Annotated in this window: 17 protein-coding genes; 6 read left to right on the top strand and 11 right to left on the bottom strand. The window is 60.9% G+C overall.

The annotated features are described in order from the left end of the window. Positions 1-22: 22 nt before the first annotated feature. Positions 23-955: a LysR family transcriptional regulator gene (locus LJY18_RS17725; RefSeq protein ID WP_238043116.1), complete on the bottom strand. Its 933-nt coding sequence runs from the start codon at positions 953-955 to the stop codon at positions 23-25. A 160-nt stretch (positions 956-1,115) separates the two neighbouring features. On the opposite strand from LJY18_RS17725, the gene LJY18_RS17720 reads away from it, so the two are divergent. Together LJY18_RS17720 and LJY18_RS17715 are read left to right on the top strand one after the other, a co-directional pair. After that, the gene (locus LJY18_RS17720; RefSeq protein WP_238043115.1) at positions 1,116-2,324 is read left to right on the top strand and encodes an acyl-CoA dehydrogenase; all 1,209 of its coding nucleotides are present in this window, start codon (positions 1,116-1,118) and stop codon (positions 2,322-2,324) included. Positions 2,325-2,569: 245 nt separating this feature from the next. Further along, positions 2,570-5,824 carry a DUF1631 family protein gene (locus LJY18_RS17715; protein ID WP_238043114.1) on the top strand — a complete coding sequence of 1,085 codons (3,255 nt, stop codon included), beginning with the start codon at positions 2,570-2,572 and terminating at the stop codon, positions 5,822-5,824. A 49-nt stretch (positions 5,825-5,873) separates the two neighbouring features. Here the strand turns inward: LJY18_RS17715 and LJY18_RS17710 are convergent, their stop codons facing one another. The 4 genes from LJY18_RS17710 to xthA form a co-directional block, all read right to left on the bottom strand. Then, a complete protein-coding gene (locus LJY18_RS17710; protein WP_238043113.1) occupies positions 5,874-6,059 on the bottom strand; it encodes a hypothetical protein in 186 nt (61 codons plus the stop codon). Positions 6,060-6,069: 10 nt separating this feature from the next. Beyond that, on the bottom strand, positions 6,070-7,050 hold the full coding sequence (locus LJY18_RS17705) for a TerC family protein (protein WP_238043112.1): 981 nt from the start codon (positions 7,048-7,050) through the stop codon (positions 6,070-6,072). Positions 7,051-7,217: 167 nt separating this feature from the next. Beyond that, positions 7,218-8,600 carry a substrate-binding domain-containing protein gene (locus LJY18_RS17700; protein ID WP_238043111.1) on the bottom strand — a complete coding sequence of 461 codons (1,383 nt, stop codon included), beginning with the start codon at positions 8,598-8,600 and terminating at the stop codon, positions 7,218-7,220. A gap of 288 nt (positions 8,601-8,888) precedes the next feature. Then, positions 8,889-9,701, bottom strand: a complete 813-nt coding sequence (gene xthA, locus LJY18_RS17695) for an exodeoxyribonuclease III (RefSeq protein WP_238043110.1) — start codon at positions 9,699-9,701, stop codon at positions 8,889-8,891. A 144-nt stretch (positions 9,702-9,845) separates the two neighbouring features. Here xthA and LJY18_RS17690 point away from each other — a divergent pair, with 144 nt between their 5' ends. The 4 genes from LJY18_RS17690 (at position 9,846) to LJY18_RS17675 (ending at position 17,744) form a co-directional block, all read left to right on the top strand. Next, positions 9,846-10,487, top strand: coding sequence for a GNAT family N-acetyltransferase (locus LJY18_RS17690; protein ID WP_238043108.1), 642 nt, complete (start codon positions 9,846-9,848; stop codon positions 10,485-10,487). Positions 10,488-10,645: 158 nt separating this feature from the next. Beyond that, positions 10,646-12,373, top strand: coding sequence for an autotransporter assembly complex protein TamA (locus LJY18_RS17685; RefSeq protein WP_238043107.1), 1,728 nt, complete (start codon positions 10,646-10,648; stop codon positions 12,371-12,373). Then, positions 12,370-16,038: a translocation/assembly module TamB domain-containing protein gene (locus LJY18_RS17680; RefSeq protein WP_238043106.1), complete on the top strand. Its 3,669-nt coding sequence runs from the start codon at positions 12,370-12,372 to the stop codon at positions 16,036-16,038. The genes LJY18_RS17685 and LJY18_RS17680 overlap by 4 nt, the downstream gene beginning before the upstream one ends. A gap of 329 nt (positions 16,039-16,367) precedes the next feature. After that, on the top strand, positions 16,368-17,744 hold the full coding sequence (locus LJY18_RS17675; protein ID WP_238043105.1) for an alanine/glycine:cation symporter family protein: 1,377 nt from the start codon (positions 16,368-16,370) through the stop codon (positions 17,742-17,744). 472 nt (positions 17,745-18,216) lie between these two features. Here the strand turns inward: LJY18_RS17675 and LJY18_RS17670 are convergent, their stop codons facing one another. From LJY18_RS17670 to purB, 6 genes are all read right to left on the bottom strand, one after another. Beyond that, positions 18,217-19,812 (bottom strand): isocitrate lyase, encoded by a 1,596-nt coding sequence (locus LJY18_RS17670; protein ID WP_238043104.1) that lies wholly within the window; start codon positions 19,810-19,812, stop codon positions 18,217-18,219. Positions 19,813-20,319: 507 nt separating this feature from the next. Next, entirely contained in the window at positions 20,320-21,129 is an 810-nt protein-coding gene (locus LJY18_RS17665; RefSeq protein WP_238043103.1) for a secretin N-terminal domain-containing protein, read from the bottom strand. Next, positions 21,126-21,764, bottom strand: a complete 639-nt coding sequence (locus tag LJY18_RS17660; protein ID WP_238043102.1) for a DUF7931 domain-containing protein — start codon at positions 21,762-21,764, stop codon at positions 21,126-21,128. Before LJY18_RS17660 ends, LJY18_RS17665 begins: the two co-directional genes overlap by 4 nt. 13 nt (positions 21,765-21,777) lie before the next feature. Further along, a complete protein-coding gene (locus LJY18_RS17655; protein ID WP_238043100.1) occupies positions 21,778-22,203 on the bottom strand; it encodes a GNAT family N-acetyltransferase in 426 nt (141 codons plus the stop codon). Further along, positions 22,196-23,362, bottom strand: a complete 1,167-nt coding sequence (locus LJY18_RS17650) for a ribosomal protein uL16 3-hydroxylase (RefSeq protein ID WP_238043099.1) — start codon at positions 23,360-23,362, stop codon at positions 22,196-22,198. Before LJY18_RS17650 ends, LJY18_RS17655 begins: the two co-directional genes overlap by 8 nt. Positions 23,363-23,439: 77 nt before the next feature. Then, on the bottom strand, positions 23,440-24,810 hold the full coding sequence (gene purB / locus LJY18_RS17645; protein WP_238043097.1) for an adenylosuccinate lyase: 1,371 nt from the start codon (positions 24,808-24,810) through the stop codon (positions 23,440-23,442). Positions 24,811-24,878 lie beyond the last annotated feature (68 nt).

Here is a 24,878-nt window from a genome sequence, read left to right as displayed (position 1 = left end):
TTTTTATCAATGGCTTGCAGCGTTAACTTAAAGCTTTATCGAGTTTCTTTTCCTGGGCGATGACATGCTGGCAGATCTCGATGATCTGCTCGCGCATCCAGCGGTTGGCCGGGTCCTGGTCGGTGCTTTCATGCCAGTACAGGTGGGTTTCCAGGGCCGGCACATCATTGACCGGCAGCTCCATGTAATGCAGGTCATTACGCCGGGCGAAGCGTTCCGGCACGGTGATAACCATGTCGGTGTTCTGCAGCACGGTGGAGGCCATCAGGTAATGTTGGGAGCGCAGGGCGACCCGCCGTTTCAGGCCGATCTTGCCCAGCGACAGGTCGATATAGCCGAGGCCGCTGCGGCGGCTGGAAATCTGGATGTGGGTCAGCGACAGGTATTCATCCAGGCTGATCTTGTCCTTGGCCAGGGGGTGGCCCCTGCGCATGGCGCAGACGTAGCGGTCTTCCATCATCTTGACGTGACGTACCTGGGGATCGGTATTGAGCGGCGCATCGACGGCAAAGTCGAGGCGGCCCGCGGCCAGTTCCTTGGTGGTGTCACGGCGACGGGCGAGCATGCACTCGAGGCTGACATTCGGTGCCAGGCGGCGAAGGCGCTGGAACAAGGAGGGCAGCACCACTGCCTCGGTAAGGTCGGTCATGCTGATGCGGTAGGTCTTGTTGGCCTGGGCCGGATTGAAGATGCGGCTTTCCTGTACCGAGATACGCAGCTGCTGCAAGGCGCTGCGCACCGGACCAATGATGTTCTGCGCCATCGGCGTGGGCACCATGCCCTGGGCGGTACGCACGAACAGGGGGTCGTTGAAGGTCTCGCGCAGGCGGGCGAGGGCATTGGACACGGCCGGCTGGGTGATGCCAACGATCTGCCCGGCACGGGTCAGATTGGCCTCGGTGTAGATGGCATCGAAGACGATAAAAAGGTTGAGGTCGACCTTGTTCAGATTCATTCCGCGCTTGCTCCGAGAGTTGTCGGTATTCGTGGATCATATATCGGTGATGAATGTTTATACACGGTGAGAATAGGTTAGATAAATTTTAGTCCCTGTTCTAGCATCATTTCCACAGTGCATGACACCTCACCAAACAACCCCGCAGAAGGTAGCTCCCATGGATTTCGCCTACTCCCCCAAGGTTCAGGACCTGCGTGAGCGCGTCACCGCGTTCATGGAAACCCACGTCTATCCGGCCGAGGCCGTTTTCGAACAGCAGGTCAATCAAGGCGACCGCTGGCAGCCGACCGCAATCATGGAAGAGCTGAAAGCCAAGGCCAAAGCCGAAGGCTTGTGGAACCTGTTCCTGCCGGAGTCGGCACTCGGTGCCGGCCTGACCAACACCGAATACGCACCGTTGGCCGAAATCATGGGCAGCTCACTGATCGGTGCCGAGCCGTTCAACTGCGCCGCGCCGGACACCGGCAACATGGAAGTGCTGGTGCGCTATGCCAACGAGGCGCAGAAAGAGCAATGGCTGAAGCCGCTGCTCAGTGGCGAAATCCGCTCCGCCTTCGCCATGACCGAGCCGGGCGTCGCTTCATCGGATGCCACCAACATGGAAGCCAGCGCGGTGCGCGAGGGTGACGAATGGGTGATCAACGGGCGCAAGTGGTGGACCTCCGGCGCCTGCGATCCGCGCTGCAAGATCATGATTTTCATGGGCCTGAGCAACCCGGATGCGCCGCGTCACCAGCAGCATTCGATGATCCTGGTGCCCATGGACGCCGCAGGGGTCAAAGTCGTGCGTCCGCTGCCGGTCTTCGGCTACGACGATGCGCCCCATGGTCACGCCGAAGTGTTGTTCGAGAACGTACGGGTGCCCTACGAGAACGTGCTACTCGGTGAAGGCCGCGGCTTCGAGATCGCCCAGGGTCGCCTCGGCCCAGGCCGTATCCACCACTGCATGCGTTCGATCGGCATGGCCGAGCGCGCGCTGAAACTGATGTGCGAACGTTCGGTCAATCGCACCGCGTTTGGCCGACCACTGGCACGCCTGGGCGGCAACATCGATCACATTGCCAACTCGCGCATGGAGATCAACATGGCGCGCCTGTTGACCTTGAATGCGGCCTACATGATGGACACCGTCGGCAACAAGATTGCCGCCAGCGAAATCGCCCAGATCAAGGTGGTGGCGCCGAACGTTGCGCTCAAGGTGATCGACCGTGCCATCCAGATTCATGGCGGTGCCGGGGTCTCCAACGACTTCCCGCTGGCCTACTGGTACGCCATGCAGCGTACCTTGCGCCTGGCCGACGGCCCGGATGAGGTGCACCGCGCGGCGATTGGCAAGTTCGAGATCGGCAAATACATGGCGAAATAAGCACGCCGCAGCCGTTGCTCCGGTTGCCCGCCACATCACGACAAGGCCCGCCAAATAGGCGGGCCTTGTCGTTGCTGCAGCAGTATCGGCTCTGCACCCTGCGGGTCGCCCCGGCGCGAGCAACAGCTGAAAAACGCCTGAAATGCCGCGCACCACCGGCCGAACTCAACCCAGGGGTCTATAGTTGATCTGCGGCAGCGGGAGCTTGTCGCACTTTGGACAAGACCATGCGTGAGGGAGGAGGGATGCAGACGCAGCAGCAGACGCCAGTGATGGATGCCGTGGGGCAGGCTGTGGGCGCTTATCTGCCCCGCTGTCTGGAGGGGCTGATCGACGCCACCATTCATTCCCTGAATGAGCAACGCCTGCTGGCGCGCAGCAACAAGGAGGCCCAGGGCTGCGAGGATTTCCTGCGACTGTGCGTCTCGCTGCGCCAGCGGACCATCGTCGAAACCGTCAAGGCGGTGCGTGGCTTGATCGCCGTCGGCATTATCGCGCAGGCGCAGGCGCCGACAGATGCCAGCCAGTGGCAACTGGTCGATGATGGCGAAGTGGAAGAGATGCTTGAGGCGCGCCGATTGGTGCGCCAGTTGCGTGAGCCCTTGGGCGTCCTGGAATGGCGCATTTGTGCCAAGTTGAATACAGCCACCGGCGCGCAAGCGAAAGATCGGGAAAGCCCACTGTCGCTGGAGTTCATGGTGCGCACGTTGCAGGCTCAATTGCAGTTGCGCGAGCAGTTGCCCCTGGTTCGCGAACTGTTCTATGCGGCTGCGGCGCAGGTACTCGCCAGTGACTTGAAAGTCTACCTCGAACAGGTGGACAAGGTTTTCGACAGTTTCAAGATAGAGCCGCTGATCGATCCGGTGGTGCTGCCCGCTCAGGAACGACGGCGCGCGCCGCCCAGCGCGGCGCCGGATGCGCCTTACCGGGCAATCGAGCATTTACGCGCGGTAGGCGCCGATTCTGAGCCAGGTGCGGATGCGGCCGGAGACGAGAGTGCCGCTGTCGAGGCTGGAGCGGATGCGTCCGTGCTGCAGGCTGCATTGGCCCAGATGCAGCGTCTCACTCCGCCTGAGCAAGGCTGGTCGCCGGATGCATTTCTGCAGCAATTGAGCGCGGCCGGTGCCGTGCTGTCGCCGCGTCAGAGCGCCGATGCCGGGGTGGTGGCTGAGCTGTTCCAGCATATCGAGCTGGAAACGACGATTGCCAGCAATGTAAAGCCAGCCCTGCGCCGGCTCTTGGTACCGGTCGTTCAAGCCTCCATGCTCGATCCCGCTGCCTTTGCCGACTCGACCCATCCTGTACGCGCCACGCTGGACAAGGTGATGCGGCTCTGTGATTTTTCCGAGCCACCCAACAAGATTCTCGAAGACCGCGTACAGCAGTTGATCGACAGCATCGTCGCCGACTACAGCGGCGACAGCAGCGTGTTCATGCGTTGCGACCAGGAACTCGAGCAACTATTGGCGGTGCAACAGCGCGCCTACAGCAATAACGCCGATCGCGTGCGCCAGTACATCCGTGGGCGAGATGTGCTCGATCAAGCCAGGCAGCATGTCGGTCGTGAGCTGTCGAAACTGTTTGGCCTGCGGGCACCACAGGTACTGCTCGACTGGCTGGACATCGGCTGGCGCGAATTGCTGGTGCACGAGCTGATTCGCCAGGGCCAAGAGAGCTTCGAATGGCTAGATGACCTGGCCGTGTTGCGTCAACTCAACGGTTGGTTGCAGGCCGATGCCAATGCCTGGGGTTACAGCGCCAGCCGAGTCGAGCGGGCGTTCGAGACCGAGCCGGTGTTGGAGTTGCTGCGCAAGCGCATGGAGAGCTTCCTGCCCGGACAGTTCCGTCACACCCCGGTGCTCAAGCAATTGCAGGAACAGCTGGTCGGCGATCAGCCGATCGCACTGGTCAACTTGCCGTCCCCCGTGGCAGCGCCGCCCGCGCCGCGTTACTCGCCTGACCAGCAACGCTGGCGCGAGCGCGTGCAGCAGCTCACGGCCGGCGACTGGCTGGTGACTCAAAGTGGTAAGTACCTGCAGTTGGTCTGGGCCAATTCGATAACCGATCACTACATCCTGGTCGACCGCCAGGGGCGTGAAGCTGGCAGCCTCAGCAGTGACGAACTGATCGCCAGGTTCGCCTCCGGCTGGCTCGGGACATCGGCGCCCGAGCCGCATGGCGTTGGCGTGATTCAGAAACACCTGGAGGATATCGTTGGCAATTTGTACCGCGACATCGCCCATGCCCGCAGCCACGACGAGCTCACCGGCTTGCTCAATCGCCGCAGTTTCGAGAACGCAATCGCTGAGGCCCTGGCCTCTCGCGAGACGAATGCCTTTATCTATGGACACATCGACCAGTTTGGCCTGTTGAATTCCCGCCTAGGCCATGTGGCGGGCGACGCCTACCTCAAGCAGATTGCCGAATTGCTGGTGACCCAGTTGCCCGAGACGGCGACGTTCGCGCGTATCGGCGGGGCGGACTTCGCCGTGGCCCTGACTCAGCCAGATGACTACCTGGCCGGCCAGTTGGCCGAACGCCTGCGCGCAGCTACCGAGGCCAATGTATTCGAATGGGAGGGGCGTTCGCACACAACCACCATGAGTGTCGGGATTGTGCTGATGAGCGAGCGTCACGATGTGGTCAATCTGTTTCGCGATCTGCAAACGGCATGCGCCACCGCGAAGAACTTGGGTCGCAACTGTGTACATACCTATACCGAGGAGATCGATGGCGTGCACACCGAGCTGATAGCCATAGCCGGGCGGGTGGACGACATTATCGAGCGCGGCGAACTCAGCCTGCGCGCGCAGCAAATTGCCCCTGCGGCAGGCTTGTACGACCAGTTGCCTCATTATGAAGTGCTGTTGGTCATGGAGAATGAAGTCACTCTGCTCGACTTCATTACCGCTTCCGAGCGCTATAACCGCATGACCAAGGTCGACCGCTGGGTACTCAAGCGGGTGTTCACTGAGCTGGCGCAACATCCGAACTTCTGGACATGTTCAAGCGGGGTATCGATCAATTTATCCGGCAGCAGCCTGAATGACGACAAGCTGTTGCACTTCATTGAAACCCTATTTGAGGATTACGATGTGCCGCCGGAGCGAATCCGTTTCGAAATCACCGAGACCGCCGCAGTGGCCAACCTGACCAAAACGGCCGACCTGGTGCGTTACCTGCAACGCCTAGGCTGCACCTTTGCTATCGACGATTTTGGCACTGGTTTTTCCTCCTACGAATACCTCAAGCGGCTGCCCGTGGATTTCGTCAAGATCGATGGCAGTTTCGTCAGGGAGATTGAACGTTCGCCAAGTGATCTGGCGATGGTCAAGTCGATCAATGAAATTGCTCATTTACTGGGCCGTAAAACGATTGCCGAGTACGTCGAAACCGTCAGTATCCGTGAGTGTTTGGCTGAGTTGGGCGTTGACTATGTACAAGGCTATGGCGTCGAGTACCCGCGGCCCTTGAGCGAGTGCCTCAAGGGTATGCAGTGAATTCGCGGCGCTGCATTGGCCGTTCATAGCGCATACGCCATTACCTGGTTCAGTGCGGCTGACGATCACCGGATTCGCATTCGGCGAGCTCGCGCAACCAGAGCAGGCGCTGATGCAGTTGGGCGGCGAAGGTGCGCGCTGCCAGTTCTTCATGAAAGGTTACGCCGCGCAGGCCCACGCGCACTTGCCAGAGCGTGCGGCCCTGGCGTTGCAGGTTCTCGATTCGTACATCCATCCAGCGCCCCTCATACCAACTTGTTGCGAGTCTTCAAGAGGGAAAGCAACACCCCGCTTGCCAGTAGGCCGAAGGTTACGCCAAGTGAGACCACAGCGGGAATCTTACCCATGAACCCGTGCAGCAAAATCTTCCCGCCGATAAAGATCAGCACCAATGCCAGCGCATATTTCAGGTAGATAAAGCGGTGCATCAGCGCGGCCAGGGCGAAGTACAGGGCGCGCAAGCCGAGGATCGCGAAGATGTTTGAGGTGTAGACGATAAACGGATCCTGGGTGATGGCGAATACCGCAGGCACGCTGTCCACCGCGAAGACCAGATCAGCCAGTTCGATCAGCACCAGTGCCAGCAACAGTGGGGTGGCATAGCGCTGCAGCTGGCCACTGACCGGGTCACGCAGGCGCACGAGAAAGCGCCCACCATGCAGTTCATCGGTGACTCGGATATGCCGGCGCAAGAATTTGAGCCCTGGGTTTTGCGCCAGGTCCGGGCGCTCCACTTCACGGCCGAACAGCATCTTTATCCCGGTCAGCAGGAGAAAGACGGCGAATACATAGAGAACCCAGTTGAACCGCTGCACCAGAACCGTACCCAGGCCGATCATGATCGCGCGCAGCGCGATGACGCCAAGGATGCCCCAGAACAACACCCGGTGCTGGTAGCGCCGAGGAATGCCGAAGAACCCGAGAATCATCGCCATGACGAACACGTTGTCCATCGACAGCGATTGCTCGACCAGAAAGCCGGTGTAGAACTCCAGTGCCTTGCTCGCCCCGAGTTCTCCCCAGATCCAGCCGCCGAACAGCAGGCCCGCGCTGAAGTAACCGCTGTACAGCAGCAGGCTTTCGCGCATTTCAATCTCGTGCTGATCGCGGTGGAGTACTGCGAGGTCGAATACCAGCAGCGCCAGAACGATGGCAATAAAGGCCAGCCAGAACCAGGCAGGTGTGCCAAGGAAGGGGCCGGTAAACAAAGCCTGCAGAGCGTTCATCAGCCCACCCGGCTATCCGCCCGAGTTCAAAGCAAATTAGTGACTCCGCGTCACGCCGCGAGACACAGCGTCAGCAGGAGCCGTTAGTAAGGCTAGGGCTGAAATGTCTGCGGGGCAACTCCAGGGTGTTGTTGGGCAGGGCGACGCTGTTCCTCGCTGCTCAGGCTTCAATACACCCAGACTTCGACGCGTCGGTTCTTGATCCGTCCCTCATCGGCGTTGTTGGCGGCCACCGGCAGCTCGGCGCCGAGCCCGATAATCTCGCGGAATATCACCCCGCGCTTAGCCAGTTCGCGGCGCACCGCCATGGCCCGCAGCTTTGACAGCAACTCGGCCCTGGCCGGATCGGCCTTGGGGTCGCCGAAGCCGACCAGCACCACCTTGTGCTGCAGTTTGCCCTGGGCACTCAGGTAGGCGATTAGTCGTTCCAGGTCGCGCAGGGCTTTGTTGTCCAGCGCGGCGCTGCCTTGCTGGAAGCGGAAGTTCACCGACAGGCGTTGCGCCTCACGGGCCAGGGTCTGATAGGCCTCGGGCATGGCGCTGTCCGGGGCGACCTGTATCGCTTGCACGGTCTGCGCGATAAATCCGCTTTGCGCGACGATGGCCTGTCCGCGCGGACTCTGGGCAAAACTGATCAGCGCCTTGGCCCAGGGATTGGGTACGTCCGGCCGGTTGTAGAGAAACAACCGCCGCGATAATGGATAGTCCTCAGTGGCGATCAGAGTCGTGCTGGGCAGCATGGCTTGCGACTCGCCGGCGGCGATGGCCACGGCCTTGGCTTGGCGAATATAAGGCAGGCCGATAAAACCGATGCCGTCAGGGTCATGGCTGACCGCGTCGGAGAGCGCATCGCTGGACTCGAAGCGCAACGCGCTGGGCGCCAGGACTGTGCCGTTAGCACTGAGCACCAGTTCCTTGAAGGTGTCGTAGGTACCCGAGTTGTCATCGCGCGCGTACAGCTTGATCGGCCCACTGTTACCGCCAACCTGCGCCCAGTCCTGTAACTCGCCAGAAAATATCTGTGCCAGTTGCTCGATGCGCAATGCCCCAAGCGGGTTGCTCGGATGGAGAATGATCGCCAGACCGTCGATGGCGATGATCTGTTCCGCATCGCGGCTTTGCAGGTCGCCCAGGGCCGCCAGGGCGCTGACCTCGCTGTCCTTGATCGGGCGCGAAGAGGCCGCCAGGTCGGCGCTTGCGTCTTGCAAGGCGGCGAAACCGGTGCTGGAGCCATGGGCTGCGACTTCGATGGTCACGCGGCGACCGTCGCTGTTGATGCCGATGATCTTCTGTTCGTTATCGACGGTGCCCGCTTCGACGTGTATCGCTTTCAGCCCTTGTGCTTCGAGCAGGCCCCTGGCCAGCGCCGGGCCAAGGTTCGCGCCGATGGTGTTGGAACCCTGGATATGCAGGGCGCTGCTGTTGTCAGCGGGACTCGGCAGGGCGGCGAATACAGCCAAGGGCAGGGCATAACAGATAAAACCGAGCAGCAGGAAGGTGCAGGTACTGCTCCAGGTTGGCTGAGCACAAGCAGGCAGGGCGCGCGGCATGCGGTGGACACCTTGTAGAGGCAATTGAAGGTGTCGCGACGATAAGACAAAAAGATGACGGTAATATGACAGTGGGTGTTGGCTTGGCCGCTCTAGCGCGGGTGCGCAGGGCGGTACTGGCGACGCTCCGTTCGGTGCGAAGCGACAACCAGCCGTAGTGTGTGTAGTACCGCTGATCGCCGGGGCAGTGCCTTCGGCAAGTGACTCCTTGCGAATCGCGGATTGCTCAAGACAAGGGGTGGAGCGCAGGGCGCCATTTCCATGGAGGCGGTGCAGCAGGCGAGCGTCTCAGCTCAGTTCCAGCCAGATCGGTGCATGGTCCGAGGGTTTTTCCATGCCGCGCAGTTCGTAATCTATTCCGGCGTCCTTGATACGCGCTTGCAAGGACTGCGAGGCCAGAATGACATCAATGCGCAGACCGCGTTTGGGCTCATCCTCGAAACCGCGACTGCGATAGTCGAACCAGCTGAATCGATCGTTCACCGTGGGGTTGAGGTGGCGGAAACTGTCGACCAGTCCCCAGTTCTTCAGGCTGGCCAGCCACTCGCGTTCTTCCGGCAGAAAGCTGCATTTACCGGTTCTGAGCCAGCGCTTGCGGTTTTCTTCGCCAATGCCGATGTCGCAATCTTCAGGCGAAATATTGATATCGCCCATCACCACCAAGGCTTGGTCTGGCTGGAACTGGCTAAGCAGCAGCTGCTGCAGGTCGGCGTAGAAGCGCTGTTTGGCGGGGAACTTGGTCGGGTGGGCGCGGTTTTCGCCTTGCGGGAAATAGCCGTTCATTACGGTGATCGGGTTTCCTTGGGCGTCGGCGAAGGTGCCATAGATAAAGCGTCGCTGGCTTTCCTCGCCATCGTCGGGGAAGCCCTTGTGTAGCGCCAGGGGCTCCTGGCGCGACAGCAGGGCGACGCCGTAATGGCCTTTCTGGCCGTGGTAGTGCACGTGATAGCCGAGTTGGCGAATTTCCGCCTCGGGGAATTGCTCATCAGAGACTTTGGTTTCCTGCAAGCCGATCACGTCCGGCTGGTGTTTCTCGATCAAGGCTGCCAATTGATGCGGGCGCGCACGCAGGCCATTGATATTGAAGGAGACGATCTTCATGGGCGGCAAATCCTGGGGTCGGTGTAGCAAAGTTGCGATGCTAGCCGATCCGGCAACCGCGCGGCCAGTTCTGGCTGTCGCTGGGTTGCGGTGCTAGGGTGGCTACAGGCCAAGTAGATCAAGAAAAGTCAGAGGTCGCACCCTATGCCGAACAGCCCTGCCGAAGTCCGTATGCTTGATAGCGGTTATACCCGTGAAGCGCGCTCGCTGCTGTACCACGCCTATCGCCATGAGCCGACCTTTTCCTACCTGTTCGAAGCCGAACGCCCTGGATACGACCAGCGCGTGCGGGCCACCGTCCGCGAGTTGGTGCAGCAGCATTTCAGCGAGGATCTGCCGGCAATTGGCTTGCTGATCGATGACCGCCTGATTGGCATGGCGTTGATCGCACCACCGCAGCGCCGGTTGGATATCACCGAGAGCTGGAACTGGCGTATGCGCATGCTGCTGACCACCGGTTTTCGCTGTACCAGACGTTATCTCGCTTACCACGATGCCATCCTGGCCTGCCTGCCGCCAGGGCCATACCATGTGCTGCCATTGCTCGGCGTGCACCCCGAGTTCCAGGGCAAGCACCTCGGTGAGCAGTTGCTCGGCGCGCTGCATAACTGGTGTGCCGAGGATGCAAGTTCGCTAGGCGTGGTGATCGATACCGGCAACCCGCACTACCTGGACTTCTACAAGCGCCATGGTTACGAAGAAATAGGTGAAGTGGCGGTAGGACCCATCATCGAGCACGTATTCTTCCATCCCAACCCGCAGCACGCAGTCAAAGCCAGCGCTTGACGGCGTGCAGACCAGCAGAGGCCCGCGTTGCCGGAAGCGAATCGCAACCCGTGCCTCTCTGCGGTGTGCAATTGCGGAAATAACCAGTAACGGCATGCTCGGCGAGAACACCGCCATGCGCTCTGGCATGCCGCTTGGCACGTGCTAGCATCGCATTCATGAGAATGGTTCCCAGATTTTTGGCCGGATTGACGCTGCTCCTGCTGAGCTCGTCGGTACTGGCCGAAGCGCGACTGCTGGTCAGGGTGCAGCCGGCCAATGCCGCACTCAAGGCGAACGTGGAAGGCTATATCGGCAGCCTGGGCGAGCGCGACCTCGAGGCCTTGCAACGTTTTCGCCGGGTGGCCGAGGCGCAGGCGCAGAAGGCTGCGCAGGCCCTGGGTTACTACCAGGCGCAGATCACCAGCGAGGTCAGCGAAGGCGAGCCATTGCACCTGACCATCCGCATCATCCCCGGCGAACCGGTAAGGTTGCGTGAGGTGACCCTGCGCATCGACGGGCCGGCCAAGCAGTTGCGCGAATTTCGCCAGCCCAGCTCCCAAGGGCTCAAGGCCGGCACGGTACTCAATCATGGCCGTTACGACGCCGCCAAGCGGCAGATCCAGAACCAGGCATCGCGCTATGGTTTTTTCGCAGGGCATTTCAGCCGTCAACGCCTGAGTATCGACCCGCGTGCCGGGGTTGCCGACATCGAGCTGGTCTACGATAGCGGCCCGCGCTACCAGCTGGGGGCTGTCAGTTTTCAGGGCGATGCGCCGTTCGACGAGCAACTGCTGCAACGCATGGTGCCGTTTGCCGTCGACGCGCCCTATGACTCCGAGCTGATCGCCGAGCTGTACCAGGCGCTGCGCTCCAGTGGTTATTTCGAGACGGTGAGCGTCGATGCCAATCCGAGTGCCGCCGAGCAACAGCGGATTCCGGTGACTGTTCAGTTGCAAACGCGCAAGCCACGCAGCATGGGGTTGGGGTTGGGATTTTCGACCGATGTCGGCCCGCGGGGTCGCGCCAACTGGACCCGCCATTGGGTCAACCCGCAGGGGCACAGCTACGGCGCCGAGATGGAATTGTCGGCGCCGCGGCAGAACGTCGGGCTGTGGTACGACGTACCCGGCGACCCGCCCCTGACCGACAAGCTGCGTTACGCCGGCGGCTATCAGTCTCAGGAACTGGCCGACAACGACAGTCTCAGCCGCCTGCTGACCCTAGGGCCAGAGTGGCACAGCAAGCTGGACAGTGGCTGGCAGCGGGTCATCTCGCTGAAGTGGAAGCATGAGCAATACCAACTCGGCGATGATGCCGGGCTGAGCACCTTGCTGATGCCCGGCATCAGCTATGCGTACCTGCACAGCGACAATCAGGTCGATCCGCAGCATGGCTATCGCCTGCAATTCGATCTCTCGGCAGCCAAACGCGGCTTACTCTCCGATGCCGACGTGCTGCACGGCGAAGTCCTGCTCAAAGGCTTGACCACCCTGGCGCAAAAGCATCGCTTGCTCGGGCGGGTGCAGTTAGGTGGGAGCGAATCCGGCGGTTTTTCCGCAGTGCCGCCGTCGCTGCGGTTCTTCGCTGGCGGCGATCAGAGCGTGCGTGGTTACGACTACCAGAGCCTGTCGCCGGAAAACGGCCAGGGCGATAAAATCGGTGGCCGCTACCTGTTCGCCGTCAGCGCCGAGTACCAGTACAGCGTGGCCGAGCGCTGGCGCGTGGCGACCTTTGTCGACCAGGGCAACACCTTCAACTCGCTGACCTTTCCTTCCTTGAAAAGCGCCGTCGGCATCGGCCTACGTTGGGTCTCGCCGGTCGGTCCGCTGCGTCTCGACCTGGCGCATCCGCTGGATGACCCGGGTGGGGTGCGGGTGCATTTCTCCATGGGGCCTGAACTGTGAGGCGCGGGCTGAAATACAGCCTCCAGGCTCTGCTCGGCATCTTGCTGATGCTGGTGTTGATGCTGACCTGGGTACTCGCCAGCAATGCCGGCAGCCGCTGGGCGCTGGCCAGGGTCGCGGGCCTGCAGGTGAGCAATTTCAGTGGCCAGTTGGGCGGGCAGTGGCGCGCCGAACAGTTGCGCTGGCAGCAAGGTGACCGTCAGGTGGACATCCGCCTGGCCGAGGTGGCTTGGTCGCCGCTCTGTCTGCTGCACCTGACACTGTGCGTCGAACGGCTGCAGATCGAGCGCATCGAGCTGCTCATGCCGCCTGGCGAGGAGGAGGGCGATACGCCGTGGCATTTGCCGCAGGTGCAGCTGCCACTGACCCTGGAACTGGGCGAAGTGCACATCGGCAGCGTGCAACTCAATGGCGATGAACAGCTACAGGGCCTGGACCTGGTGGCCCGCTGGACCAGCGCTGGTGTGCAGCTCGACAGTCTGCGCCTGCAGCGCGGCGACTTCGCCCTGGACCTTAGCGGTCAACTGCAGCCCAGTGGCGACTGGCCATTGAGTATCGTCGGCGAGGTGAAACTACCGGCGCCGGAGCAACAGGATTGGCAGCTTGCCGTACAGATTGTCGGTGATCTGCAACAAAGCCTGCAGGTCAGCGCCGATAGCACGGGGTACCTGAATGGGCGTTTGCACGGCAACGTGCAGCCGCTGGCGGATAACGTCCCGGCCAGCTTGCAGTTGCACGCCGACGGCTTCAGGGCCAGCAGCGAACTGGCGGATACACTGCGCCTGAACAAGATAGCGTTGAAGGCCAGCGGGGATCTGGCCGACGGCTACCATGTCAGCGGCAACGCCGAGTTGCCGGGCGAGGGTGGGCCACTGGCGCTGACCCTGCAGGGGCTGCTGAAGGCCGATGGTGCCGAGATTGCCAGCTTGACCCTAGGCGCCAGCGCCGAGCAACAGGTGCGCCTCAGTGGTCAGTTGGACTGGCGCGAGGGGTTCGGCCTGGACAGTCGTGTCGATTGGCAGGACTTTCCCTGGCGGCGGCTGTATGCCGATGTTGAAGAACCCCCGGTGGCATTGCACCGACTGAGCGGTGAGCTGAGCTATCGCGATGGCAGCTACCTGGGTCACTTCACCGCCGAGTTGGATGGCCCGGCCGGGGCTTTCAGTCTGGCGAGTCCGCTCAGTGGCAATTTACAGCAGCTGCACCTGCCCGATTTACAGTTGCGTGCAGGTCAGGGGCGGGCCGATGGCCAACTGACCTTGGGTTTTGCCGATGGCCTGCGTTGGGATGCGCGCCTGCAACTGCATGAGTTGGATCCGGCCTACTGGCTGGCGGAACTGCCAGGGACTCTGGGCGGGCCGCTGTATAGCCAGGGCGAGCTGAAGGCTCAGCAACTGAGCCTGACTGCACAGATTGACCTCGACGGCCGCTTGCGCGGTCAGCCAGCGCAGTTCCAGGCTCAGCTCACCGGGGCCGGCCAGCGCTGGGGGCTGCAGCAATTGGTGCTGCGCCTGGGCGACAATCGCATCGACGGCAGTGCTGAGCTGAATCAGCGCCTGAGCGGGCAATTGCGCCTGAATCTCCCGCGTCTGGGCCAGCTATGGCCGCAGTTTCAGGGGCAGCTCGAGGGCCAACTCGACCTGGCCGGCAGCCTGCAGACGCCTCAAGGTGAGCTGATCCTGCAGGGGCAGCGCCTGGCTTACAGCGAGCAGCGCCTGCAACGCCTTCAGCTCGATGTCAGTCTCGATAGCGCTCAGCTCGCGCGGGTTGAGCTGGACGCCCAAGGCATTGTCCTGGGTGAGACCGAACTGGGCCGGCTGACGGCCAGCGGACAGGGTGATTGGCACCAGCAACGGCTGCAACTCAAACTCGCGGGCCCCTTGTTGCAGAGTGCCTTGGCCCTCGATGGACGCCTGGATCAGGGGGCCTGGCGCGGACGCCTGAGCAGCGGCAAGGTACAAAGCGGTGGTCAGGATTGGCGCTTGCAGCAACCCGCCGCGCTGGTCCGCTTGGCCAACGGCCAGCTCAGCCTCGCGGCGCACTGCTGGCGTTCCGGTGCGGCCAGCCTGTGTGGCGAGGATCAACGTCTACAGCCTGAACCCAAGCTGCGCTATCGTCTGCGCGACTTCCCCCTCGACAGCCTGGCGCAATGGCTACCCAAGGACTTCGCCTGGCAAGGCCTGCTGAATGCCGAGGTGCAGCTCGACTTGCCGGCGACGGGGCCGAGCGGGCAGGTCGTGCTGGATGCCGGCAGCGGTACCTGGCGCATCCGCGATCGCGGCCAATGGCTGGACTTTGCCTATGACAGCCTGCGCCTGGAGAGCCAGTTGCGTGCGCAGCAAATCGATACCCGGCTGAAATTGCGTGGGCCGAGAATCGGTGAACTGCGCCTGCAAGCCCGCCTCGATCCCCGTGAGGCGAGCAAACCATTGACCGGAGAATTCCGTCTGACCGGTCTGGACCTGGCGCTGGCGCGCCCGTTTGTGCCGATGGTCGAGCATCTGGTTGGGCGTCTCGACGGCAGCGGCAGCCTGTCCGGCAGCTTGCTGGCGCCGCAAATCGATGGTCGCTTGCAACTCACTGGGGGCGAACTGTCCGGCGGTCAACTGCCCGTGACGGTCGAGGCCTTGCAGGTGGACGCGCGGATTGCCGGGGAAAGCCTGCAACTCAGCGGTGGCTGGCGCAGTGGCGAACGTGGGCAGGCCAGTCTGGCCGGCGAGTTGTCCTGGCGAGATGGGCTGCTCGGTGAGCTGCGGCTGCGAGGCAGTGGTCTGCCGGTCGACATCGAGCCCTATGCGCAGCTGGAGGTCGAGCCGGATTTGGCCTTGCGCATCGCTGCCGAGCAGCTGTCCATCGCCGGCAAGGTGCTGATCCCGCGCGGCAAGATTGTCATCCGCGAGTTGCCGCCTTCGACAGTCAAGGTTTCGGAGGATGCGGTGATCGTCGGCAGTGAAAGCATCGAGCCGCAGCCGGTGGCGATCGCCATGGACATCGATGTCGATGTCGGGCAGGAGCGCCTGAGCTTCAGTGGTTTCGGTCTCAATGCCGATCTGGCCGGGCGCGTGCATGTTGGCAATGACCTCGACACCCGCGGCGAGTTGAGCCTGAACAATGGTCGCTATCGTGCCTATGGCCAACGCTTGACCATTCGCCGGGCGCGTTTGCTGTTCGCCGGACCAATCGACCAGCCCTACCTGGATGTCGAGGCGATTCGCCGGGTCGATTCGGTGGTCGCCGGCCTGCGCCTGAGCGGCAATGCCGAACAGCCCACCACCGAGGTGTTTTCCGAGCCGGCCATGAGTCAGCAGCAGGCGCTGTCGTACCTGGTGCTCGGCCGGCCGCTGGGACAAAGCAGCGGCGACAACAATATGCTGGCCCAGGCGGCGCTTGCCATGGGATTGGCCGGTAGCGCCAGTGTGACCGGCAGCGTGGCGCAGGCGCTTGGCATCACTGATTTCCAACTGGATAGCCAGGGCAGTGGCATCAACACCAGTGTGGTGGCCAGCGGCAGCCTGTCGGAGCGCCTGAGCTTGCGCTATGGGGTCGGCGTGTTCGAGCCGGCGAACACCATCGCATTACGCTATGAGCTGAGTAAACGCCTCTATCTCGAGGCTGCCAGTGGCCTGGCCAGTTCACTTGACCTGTTTTATCGGCGCGATTTCTAGTCACGTCGGGGCATGTTGAGTGGTCGCTGGCACTTGAGGGACAAGGTTGGTCGCTGAATATGCGGTGTCTTGCCGATATGCTGCCATCTATCTTTGGTTAATCTGTCTTAAACGGCAGATACAGCTAACTTCTGTCCTCTAAACAGTTAAATCGACTGCGAATCTCTTCTTATACTGGCGCCCGCTACAGCAAGGGCGAATGCCTTCACCCATGCGGCCTTGCTGAAATCTGTAGCTGATGGCGTCAGTCGATCAAAACTGCCTACCCGGCGGTCGAGCATGCGAAGGGTACCCAACCTCGCAATTACTACAAGAATAAGGAACCTTAGATGGAAACCCTCAACAGTTTGGTCAATCAACTCAACGGTCTCGTGTGGGGCCCGCCGATGCTGGTGATGATCCTCGGCACCGGCCTGTTCCTGATGCTGCGCCTGAAATTCATGCCGCTGAGCAAGATCGGCGCCGGTTTCAAATTGATGTGGCAAGGCCGCAAGAAAGGCGATGACGAAAGCGGCGAGATCACCCCGTTCCAGGCTCTGATGACCTGCCTGGCGGCGACTGTCGGTACCGGTAATATCGCCGGCGTAGCCACTGCAATCTTCCTCGGTGGCCCCGGCGCCCTGTTCTGGATGTGGTGTACCGCTCTGGTTGGCATGGCCACCAAGTACGCCGAAGTCGTACTGGCGGTGCATTACCGCGAGAAAGACGAGCGCGGCGAGCACGTTGGCGGGCCGATGTATGCGATCAAGAATGGCCTGGGCAAGAAGTGGCTGTGGCTGGGTACTGCGTTCGCCATCTTCGGCGGCTTCGCCGGCTTTGGCATCGGCAACATGGTGCAGGTCAACAGCATGGCCGCGGCCCTTGAGGCGACGTTTGCCGTGCCATTGTGGCTGACCGGTCTGGTCACCATGCTCTTCGTCGGCCTGGTCATCCTCGGTGGTATCAAGCGTATCGGTAAGGTCGCCGCTACCCTGGTTCCCTTCATGTGCGTGGCCTATGTCATCGCCGCCATCGTGGTGCTGGTGGTCAACTCCGCACAGATCCCGGCAGCTTTCGAGATGATCTTCACCTACGCCTTCACTCCGGTTGCAGCGACTGGTGGTTTCGCCGGTGCGGCGGTCATGGCGGCAATCCGCTTCGGTGTGGCGCGCGGTATCTTCTCCAACGAAGCGGGCCTCGGCACCGCCGGTATCGCTCAGGCGGCCGGCACCACCAACAGTTCGGTGCGCTCAGGCATGATCGGCATGCTCGGTACCTTTATCGACACCATCGTCATCTGCACCCTTACCGGCCTAGCGATCATCTGTTCCGGCGTCTGGACCAGTGGCCTCAGCGGTGCGGCGCTCTCGGCGGCAGCCTTCGAATCGGCCATGCCCGGTGTCGGTGGTTATATCCTGACCGTTGCCTTGGTGGTGTTCGCCTTTACCACTATCCTCGGCTGGAGCTACTTCGGCGAGAAGTGCTGGGAATACATGGTCGGCACCAAGGCTATCCTGCCGTTCCGCATTCTCTGGGTCCTGGCTGTGCCGTTCGGCGCAGTGGCCCACCTGGACTTCGCCTGGTTGGTCGCAGACACCCTCAACGGTCTGATGGCAATCCCCAACCTGTTGTCCCTGCTGCTGCTCAGTCCGGTGGTGGTCAAGCTGACCCGCGACCACTTTGCCCGTGAGACTCGCGTAGGTGGTATCGAAAGCCTGCAGCGCTAGGTCGATCATGGCCAGGTTCTGAATGGACGCTGGTTGTTCGCGCAAATGAAAAAGCCCTGCAGTGCAGGGCTTTTTTGTATCTGTTGCCCGGCCCTGAATACGGTTCACAGCTTGTTATCGGTTGTGAATAGCGACCCGCATGGTCAAGCGTGCCCCCGGAGATGCTCGCAGCAGGCGAGTTTCAGTGCTGCCCCGAGCCCAATCAACGGTTGTATGGCGAACCGCACTGGCTGGATGGGTGAGTGGAGTATTGAAGGCCGAGTTCCAGCTACCACGGCCCAGACTCGCTTGAGGCCGCTCGCATGGTTAGTCGATGCGGATCAACAATAGCCAATGCCCCATCTATCTTTGAAATAAAAAACGCCCGATGCGATGCATCGGGCGTTTTAAGTGAACCAGGTGTAACCCTGTTTCAGGACTAGCCAAGGCTCAGACGAGACGCAAGGTCACTGACTGAGTGAACCAATGGCGCTTAGCCGAACTGGTTCATGGTGTTGTCTTTACCGCTGGCTTTCAGAGCAGCTTCGCCAGCGAAGTACTCTTTATGGTTGTCGCCGATGTCGGAGCCAGCCATGTTCTGGTGCTTGACGCAGGCGATGCCTTGACGCAGTTCCTCGCGTTGCACGCCCTTGACGTAGGCCAGCATGCCTTGCTCGGCGAAGTAACCTTTGGCCAGGTTGTCGGTGGACAGCGCGGCGGTGTGGTACGTCGGCAGGGTGATCAGGTGGTGGAAGATACCCGCCTGAGCCGAGCTGTCACGCTGGAAGGTGCGGATCATTTCGTCTGCACGAACAGCCAGTTCGGTTTCGTCGTAGTCAATGCTCATCAGTTTGGCGCGGTCGTAGGCAGATACGTCTTTGCCTTCGCCAACCATGATGTCGAACATTTGTTGACGGAAGTTCAGTGTCCAGTTGAAGGACGGGCTGTTGTTGTAGACCAGCTTGGCGTTCGGGATCACTTTGCGGATCTCGTTGACCATGGCCGCGATCTGACCAACGTGCGGCTTCTCGGTTTCGATCCACAGCAGGTCGGCACCGTGTTGCAGCGAGGTGATGCTGTCGAGTACGCAGCGCTCTTCACCAGTGCCCTTACGGAACTGGAACAGATTGCTTGGCAGACGCTTGGGACGCAGCAATTTGCCTTCGCGATTGAGGACCACGTCGCCGTTTTTCAGGTCGGAGGCGGAGACTTCTTCGCAATCGAGGAACGAGTTGTACTGGTCGCCCAGGTCACCCGGCTCGTTGGTTACAGCGATCTGCTTGGTCAGGCCGGCACCCAGGGAGTCGGTACGCGCAACGATTACACCGTTGTCGATACCCAGCTCAAGGAAGGCGTAACGCACAGCATTGATCTTGGCCAGGAAGTCGGCGTGAGGAACGGTAACTTTACCGTCCTGGTGACCGCACTGCTTCTCATCGGAAACCTGGTTTTCGATCTGAATGCAGCAAGCGCCTGCTTCGATCATGCGCTTGGCCAGCAGGTAGGTGGCTTCCGGGTTACCGAAGCCAGCGTCGATGTCGGCGATGATCGGTACTACGTGGGTTTCGTAGTTGTCGATCTGGTTCTGCAGGTCAGCGACTTTGGCTTGGTCGCCAGCTTCGCGAGCGGCGTCCATGGCTGTGAACAGCAGATCCAGTTCGCGGGCATCAGCCTGGCGCAGGAAGGTGTACAGCTCTTCAATCAGGTCGGAGACCGAAGTTTTCTCGTGCATGGACTGGTCCGGCAGTGGGCCGAACTCGGAACGCAGAGCAGCGACCATCCAACCGGACAGGTAGAGGTAGCGCTTGTTGGTGGTCTTCAAGTGCTTCTTGATCGAAATCAGCTTCTGCTGACCGATGAAGCCATGCCAGCAGCCCAGGGACTGGGTGTAGACGGAGGAGTCGGCATCGTACTCGGCCATGTCTTTGCGCATGATATCGGCGGTGTACTGCGCGATTTCCAGACCGGTCTTGAAGCGGTTCTGAGTGCGCATGCGAGCCACGGATTCCGGGTTGATCGCGCTCCAGCTGCTGCCGTTGATCTCTTTCAGAGCGGCGACTGCCTTGATGTCGTTTTGATAAGCTGACATGGTCAATCCTTCAAAGTATGTGTTTGGTTGAGCACCGGCTTTCCCACTCAAAACCTGTGAAGGTCATGGTTGCGGGGGCTCACAACAGTACGAGAGATATTGACCAGCGCGCAGTTGTAACTGGGGGGAGGGGGACGAAACGAACAGTGCGGTCGACTACAACTGCTGCAAATGAGCAAGTCATTTGGCGTTTACCGGCTCGTGGATGCCGTTGGACGACTCAGTGGCTGTAACTGTCTGCTGGCTGCTACGTTGAAGCGCTTCCCCGTCCCTCAGGACAACTTCGTTCCAGTCGCAATCTCGTCGAACTGCCTTGTGGGCTTTACAACACGAATCGGCTCTAGCGGTAAGCTGGAACACGATCCGGAGACCCTTTCCAGGGCCCCTGATTAGCGGGAGCGAGGCCATAATGCCTCTGCTAAAAGTGTTCGTCAAACGTTTTGTAGTGCTTTTTCGCGACTACTACATAAGTATTACGACGACCGGCTGGTCAGTTCTGGGCAGGTTTTAGTCGGCAATCTCGACCTTGACCCGCAGCGTCATGTCCTCACGTCCCTGGGTCGAATGCTGACGCAGGAAGCCGCCTTGCTCGGCCTGGCTCTGCTGGTTAACAGCGCCGATGCTGATCCACTCCCCAAGCCTGCCACTAACCCGAGTATCGGTACTCTGGATATCGATCACGCCTCGCTGCGACTCGCTCAGTCGGTCATGGTTGCTGCTGATCTTGATATGCACAATCTCCCCCGTCAGGCTGGCGGTCACATAGAAACCGCGCGTAACGTCGCGGTATTCGGTGCTGCTGTACACCTGGCCATAGGGATCGGTGCTGGTTGACCTGAGGGGCACACTTTGACCAACCTGGATCAGCGCCGGGTAGCCTTCGTTGGCCTGCACCTCTTGAGTGCCACCGCCACGGCTGTCGGTAGTGCGGCTGATGATGCGCACCTGGTCACGACCGCTGGTTTCGCCCCGACCAATCTGTACCTGGGCATTGCCGGCACTCAGGGTGCCGTCGGCACGATAGCCGCGGTGGTTCTGGTAGCTGGATTCAGAGCTGTCGACACTGATCAGCAAGCGACGTGGGCGGGTGTCCAGTTGCTCGAGCAACTGGCGGATTTCTGCGATCTTGGCTGGCGTGGCGTTGACAATCAATTGGTTGCCATAGGCATTGACCCGACCATCGCTGGCAAGCACCGACTGGACTACCGGCAATACCTCATCGGCGGTGCGGTAACTCAGCGGGATGACCTCGGTGGCCGCCCAGAGGGGCAGGGCCATGCTTAATAGCAGGGCCGCAAGCAGGTTGCGTGCGCTCATAGCAGGAAGCTCCTTATATCCGGGTCGGTGATGCTGGTTTGCCAGGCCTGATCGAATTGAGCCTGGCGCAAGCGTGCGCGGGCGGGATCCTGGTACAGCGCATAACCGGCACATTGCTCGGGCTCCGGGCGCAGCAGCAAGCCGCGGTCATCGGCCAGCAAAAACGCCACTTCTTCTGCGGGGTAATCCGGGTGCAGCTTGCGAATATGCAGGTTGCTCGACAGTCGGCGCGATAAGCCAAGCAGGCGGTGGCCCTGCTTGACCACCCGGGTTAGGTCTTTGACCAGGATGCGCAGGCGGTTCTGCGGGCTGGCAAGCAGGAAGCGCGTGCAGGCCTCCTGGATGCTGCTGTGGTGGTACAGCCAGGGTTCCAGGTCGGTGCTGTAAATGCACAGGCTGCGCTGGGCTTGCTGGAGCATGGCCAGGGCATGGGCACGGGCCATCTCGGGATGATTGAAGCGCTCTAGCGCCAGGTGCTCGCCGAGGATGAACGGGGCCGGTTCTGTCAGCGGGTTGTTCGCCAGGACGGAATCGGGATTGCGGACGGCAAAACGCCCCGGCGACTGAAACTCGATGGCGGGAAGCTCTGCTGGCTCGTTGCTCTCGGTTGCATCTGACGGGGCGTTTTCGTTCATCCTGACCTCGTGTCTATTGGCTGTGGCGCACCATATCCACATGGGGAATACCGGCGTCGAGGTATTCGCCACTGACAATGGCAAAGCCAAGCCTTTCATAGAACGGAGTGGCCTGCACCTGGGCACTGAGCATTTGTTGCTGCAGGCCACGCTTTTCCGCTTCCATAATCACCGCGCGCAGCAGGGCATCGCCGACTTTCAGACCACGCCAGTCCTTGAGTACCGAAACCCGGCCGATATGCCCGTCCGGCAGCAGGCGTGCGGTTCCGATCGGGTAATCGCCTTCGTAGGCGAGAAAGTGTGATGCCTCGGGATCTTCAGCATCCCATTCGAGTTCTGGCGGCACCGCTTGCTCGGCAATGAATACGCTCTCGCGAATCCGCCGCAGTTCGGCGTTGTCCTTTTGCCAGTCGGCCAGGCGCACGTGAATGCTATTCATCGGCGAACTCCAGACTACCCTGCTTGGCCAGCTCCAATAGCAGGTTACGCCCCTCGTCATCGACCAGCCATGGCGCAAGGTTGTCGACATGTAACGCGTCTGCCGAGCAGATCAGCTTCAGCAGGTCACGCAGGCTGGCAGACAGCAGGCGGCTCTGGCCGCTGGCAAACAGCACCAGGTCGTCGCCCACCTCGGACCAGGCCAGGCGTGCACTGGGGTTGCGAATCAGCACGGCGCCATCTTCCAGGCTGCCTAGGAAGGCTGGTTCGTCGATCTCGATAGTGGCGATCAGTTCGGGGTAGCGCGGTTCGGTCATGAACTGGCCGAACCAGGTCATCAGCAGGCGCTCATCGCTCATGTGTTCATTGAGCAGGGCTTTCAAACGATCCAGCGAGTCGCGCTGGATCTGGTGCGGATCGCTGGTCGGTTGCGCATCGGCGTCACTGTAGCGCTCCTCGTCAGGCAGGAACTGGCCGAGAAAGTCGGTGAAATGGGTCAGTACTTCAGCGGCGCTAGGCGCGCGGAAGCCTACGGAATAGGTCATACAATCATCCTCAGCGGTACCACAGTGGGCCAGGAGCGGCGGCAGATAGAGCATGTCGCCGGGCTCCAGTACCCATTCTTCAGTTTTAGCGAATTCAGCAAGGATCTTCAGGTCCGCGTGTTGCAGCAATGGGCTATCGGAGTTGCACATCTGGCCGACCTGCCAGCGGCGCTTGCCGTAGCCCTGGAGCAGAAATACATCGTAATTGTCGAAGTGCGGACCAACACCGCCGCCAGGGGCGGCAAAGCTGATCATCACGTCGTCGATGCGCCACTTGGGCAGAAACTTGAACTCTTCGAGTAATTCGGCCACTTCCGGCACGAACTGATCGACGGCTTGCACCAGCAACGTCCAGTCGCGCTCCGGCAGTTGGGCGAAGGCGTCTTCGGCGAAAGGGCCGCGGCGTAATTCCCATGGGCGCTCGCCGTGCTCGATTACCAGGCGCGACTCGATTTCCTCTTCCAGGGCCAGACCCGCCAGTTCGTCCGGCGAGATCGGGCTCTCGAAGCCGGGCATGGCTTGGCGCACCAGCAGGGGTTTCTTCTGCCAGTAGTCACGCAGGAATTCACGGGCCGTAAGGCCACCCAACAGCTGCAGCGGAGTATCAGGATTCATCGCTAAGCCCTTGAAATAAATAAAAGCCCAAAAATAAAAACGCCCGGCACTGCCGGGCGTGCAAGGGACTCTGTCGGTTAAATACGCTTGGCCTGAGCGACTGCATTGCCAATGTAGTTGGCTGGGGTCAGCAACTTCAGTTCGGCTTTGGCTGCGGCCGGCATATCGAGGCCGTCGATGAACGTCTGCAGAGCTTCGGCACTGATACCCTTGCCGCGAGTCAGCTCTTTGAGCTTCTCGTAGGGGTTTTCGATGGCGTAGCGGCGCATCACGGTCTGGATGGGCTCAGCCAGCACTTCCCAGCAAGCATCTAGATCATTAGCAATACGTTGAGCATTAAGCTCCAACTTACTGATTCCCTTGAGGCTTGCTTCGTAAGCGATAACGCTATGGGCAAAGCCGACGCCAAGGTTGCGCAGTACGGTGGAGTCGGTCAGGTCACGCTGCCAGCGCGAGATCGGCAACTTGCTGGCCAGATGCTGGAACAGTGCGTTGGCGATACCCAGGTTGCCTTCGGAGTTTTCGAAGTCGATCGGGTTGACCTTGTGCGGCATGGTCGAGGAGCCGATTTCACCTGCGATGGTGCGCTGCTTGAAATAGCCCAGGGAGATATAGCCCCAGATATCGCGATCGAAATCGATCAGGATGGTGTTGAAGCGGGCGATGGCGTCGAACAGCTCGGCAATATAGTCGTGCGGTTCAATCTGCGTAGTGTAGGGGTTGAACTGCAGGCCCAGGTCGCCTTCGATAAAGGCGCGGGCGTTGGCTTCCCAGTCGACTTGCGGGTAGGCCGACAGGTGAGCGTTGTAGTTACCGACGGCGCCGTTGATCTTGCCCAGCAGTGGTACTGCCGCTACCTGGGCGATCTGCCGCTCGAGGCGATAAACCACGTTGGCCAGCTCTTTACCCAGGGTGGTCGGCGAGGCGGGCTGGCCATGGGTGCGCGAGAGCATCGGCACGTCGGCGAATTTCACCGCCAGCTCGCGAATGGCTCCGGCAGTCTGGCGCATCAGCGGCAACAGCACGCTATCGCGACCTTCACGCAGCATCAGGGCATGGGACAGGTTGTTGATGTCCTCGCTGGTGCAGGCGAAGTGAATGAATTCACTGACATTATCCAGTTCAGGCAGCTTGGCGGCCTGTTCCTTGAGCAGGTATTCCACGGCCTTGACGTCGTGATTGGTGGTGCGCTCGATCTCTTTGACGCGCTCCGCGTGCTCAATGGCGAAGTTGTCCGCCAGTTCATTGAGTACGGCCTGGGCTTCGGCGGAGAAGGCTGGGACTTCGCCGATGCCTTCGTGGGCGGCCAGGCGTTGCAACCAGCGCACTTCAACCAGGACACGAAAACGGATCAAACCGTATTCGCTGAAAATGGGGCGCAGGGCGCTGGTTCTGCCGGCATAGCGGCCATCAACGGGGGAAACCGCGGTGAGCGAGGAAAGCTGCATGGGAGGCGTTCTCGGACAGTCGGGTGACGAAAAGGGCGCATATCATACATGAAATCGTCGTGCAGGCC

The organism is Pseudomonas sp. MMS21 TM103, assembly GCF_022132145.1.
In the GTDB taxonomy this organism is placed as follows: domain Bacteria; phylum Pseudomonadota; class Gammaproteobacteria; order Pseudomonadales; family Pseudomonadaceae; genus Aquipseudomonas.
Note: the sequence above shows the minus strand (reverse complement) of the source record. Positions and strands in the feature narration are given on the sequence as shown.

Coding starts and splice junctions, on each gene's coding strand:
- LJY18_RS17670 (WP_238043104.1), bottom strand. CDS start 19,812: ATGTCAGCTTATCAAAACGACATCAAGGCAGTCGCCGCTCTGAAAGAG.
- LJY18_RS17715 (WP_238043114.1), top strand. CDS start 2,570: ATGCAGACGCAGCAGCAGACGCCAGTGATGGATGCCGTGGGGCAGGCT.
- LJY18_RS17705 (WP_238043112.1), bottom strand. CDS start 7,050: ATGAACGCTCTGCAGGCTTTGTTTACCGGCCCCTTCCTTGGCACACCT.
- LJY18_RS17685 (WP_238043107.1), top strand. CDS start 10,646: ATGAGAATGGTTCCCAGATTTTTGGCCGGATTGACGCTGCTCCTGCTG.
- LJY18_RS17700 (WP_238043111.1), bottom strand. CDS start 8,600: ATGCCGCGCGCCCTGCCTGCTTGTGCTCAGCCAACCTGGAGCAGTACC.
- LJY18_RS17665 (WP_238043103.1), bottom strand. CDS start 21,129: ATGAGCGCACGCAACCTGCTTGCGGCCCTGCTATTAAGCATGGCCCTG.
- LJY18_RS17720 (WP_238043115.1), top strand. CDS start 1,116: ATGGATTTCGCCTACTCCCCCAAGGTTCAGGACCTGCGTGAGCGCGTC.
- xthA (WP_238043110.1), bottom strand. CDS start 9,701: ATGAAGATCGTCTCCTTCAATATCAATGGCCTGCGTGCGCGCCCGCAT.
- LJY18_RS17725 (WP_238043116.1), bottom strand. CDS start 955: ATGAATCTGAACAAGGTCGACCTCAACCTTTTTATCGTCTTCGATGCC.
- LJY18_RS17690 (WP_238043108.1), top strand. CDS start 9,846: ATGCCGAACAGCCCTGCCGAAGTCCGTATGCTTGATAGCGGTTATACC.
- LJY18_RS17650 (WP_238043099.1), bottom strand. CDS start 23,362: ATGAATCCTGATACTCCGCTGCAGCTGTTGGGTGGCCTTACGGCCCGT.
- LJY18_RS17675 (WP_238043105.1), top strand. CDS start 16,368: ATGGAAACCCTCAACAGTTTGGTCAATCAACTCAACGGTCTCGTGTGG.
- purB (WP_238043097.1), bottom strand. CDS start 24,810: ATGCAGCTTTCCTCGCTCACCGCGGTTTCCCCCGTTGATGGCCGCTAT.
- LJY18_RS17710 (WP_238043113.1), bottom strand. CDS start 6,059: ATGGATGTACGAATCGAGAACCTGCAACGCCAGGGCCGCACGCTCTGG.
- LJY18_RS17655 (WP_238043100.1), bottom strand. CDS start 22,203: ATGAATAGCATTCACGTGCGCCTGGCCGACTGGCAAAAGGACAACGCC.
- LJY18_RS17660 (WP_238043102.1), bottom strand. CDS start 21,764: ATGAACGAAAACGCCCCGTCAGATGCAACCGAGAGCAACGAGCCAGCA.